The sequence below is a fragment of the Endozoicomonas sp. ONNA1 genome, from assembly GCF_024606325.1.
Classification (GTDB): Bacteria; Pseudomonadota; Gammaproteobacteria; order Pseudomonadales; family Endozoicomonadaceae; genus Endozoicomonas_A.
This window is the reverse complement of the sequence record NZ_JAHHPN010000128.1, coordinates 1-1,302: the sequence shown is the minus strand read 5'-3', so window position 1 is coordinate 1,302 and position 1,302 is coordinate 1. Positions and strand designations below refer to the sequence as shown.

Below are 1,302 nucleotides of genomic sequence, written 5' to 3'. Positions count from 1 at the left end.
GAGCACAGCAGGTTGACCAGTCCCCACAACTTTTACCCCGCCACTGGCGCAAGGCTATCGATAGCGTCATCACCCATGGTACCCGGCAGCATCCGGCAGTGCGGGATTTTATGAAAGTGGCTTGCTGGCAGTTACTGCCGGATGCTGGTAAGAAGCCGGATGCCCATAAGAAACCGGATGGTCAGCGTACTGCCTCGGTAGACCCGGATCGGTTAAATGCCATCATCAACAGTGCCCCGGGACTGGATAGAGCTTTTGTGAAGCAAAACCTATGGTCTCTGGCCAGAGCCTTTGACCCGGTAGTATTTGAGGACTGCCAATTAAAACTGTCTTATGTACCATTTTCAGAGTGCGATGAAAAAGAAGTTCTGGACAGCTTCTGTGCCATGATGGTGGCCCATGCGCCTGAACAACAACGCCTGGCAATGGCGCATTCGTTGGAAGTCGATCCGGCAGCAGCAGAAACCTGTCAACGGTTAGTCATCAGACCATCAAAACAGATCAAACGTTTACAAGATGCACTGGCTTCTGGCTGGGAGTTAACCTTGTCGTCAGGGCAGACCCGATCTGAAGCCATTCACACTCTGGCCACTGATTGTTTTCAGATGCCCAGAACAGCGCATTCTGAGGCAGAAGACATTGAACGTATAGAACATCGATTGTCTGAATCACTGGCATGGCAGGGTTCCGCTGATAAGCCCCTGTCACTGCTGGCCCGGGATCTTTATCACGGCCAGTTAAGTCAGAAGGATCGTGAAAGCCGTCGATTATCCCGACTCCATGACCGGCTTGCGAACTCCCCCGTTATATTCCTTGAGGGAGAAACCGGCACCGGAAAAAGTTACTTTTCATCCAAAATGGCGAAGGCTTCAGGACAGGCTGAGGTCATTTCTCTTGGACCTTCTGACAGCGAACAAACCCTGATGAAACGCTGGCAGTGGCAACAACACGCCGATGGCGATCGCTCGATGGAACAGCAAAACCGGATGCTGATGGCATGGGCCAATACCCCGTCCGACAAAGACGGAGAATTCGTTACCCTGGTGCTGGATGAGGCCAACCTGGCCAAAACGGGATTGCTGGCGTCATTAAACGGCTTATGGGAACCGGAACCCTGCATCTATGTCAATGGCCATCCCGTCAAGGTCAGCAGCAACCACCGGGTGATTCTCACCGGCAACCCGGATCATTATGCCGGGCGACAACTGGACCCGGCCCTGAGAGAAAAACTGCCCAGAGCTTACTATCCCCGTCTGGACCAGGCATTTCTTCGAGACAGAGTGGTGGAACCGGCTCTGGTCA

Annotated in this window: 1 protein-coding gene; it reads left to right on the top strand. The window is 53.2% G+C overall.

What is annotated here, in order from left to right:
- Positions 1-1,302, top strand: a 1,302-nt coding sequence (locus KDK19_RS02965) for an AAA family ATPase (protein ID WP_257291314.1), incomplete at both ends; no start/stop codon positions are given.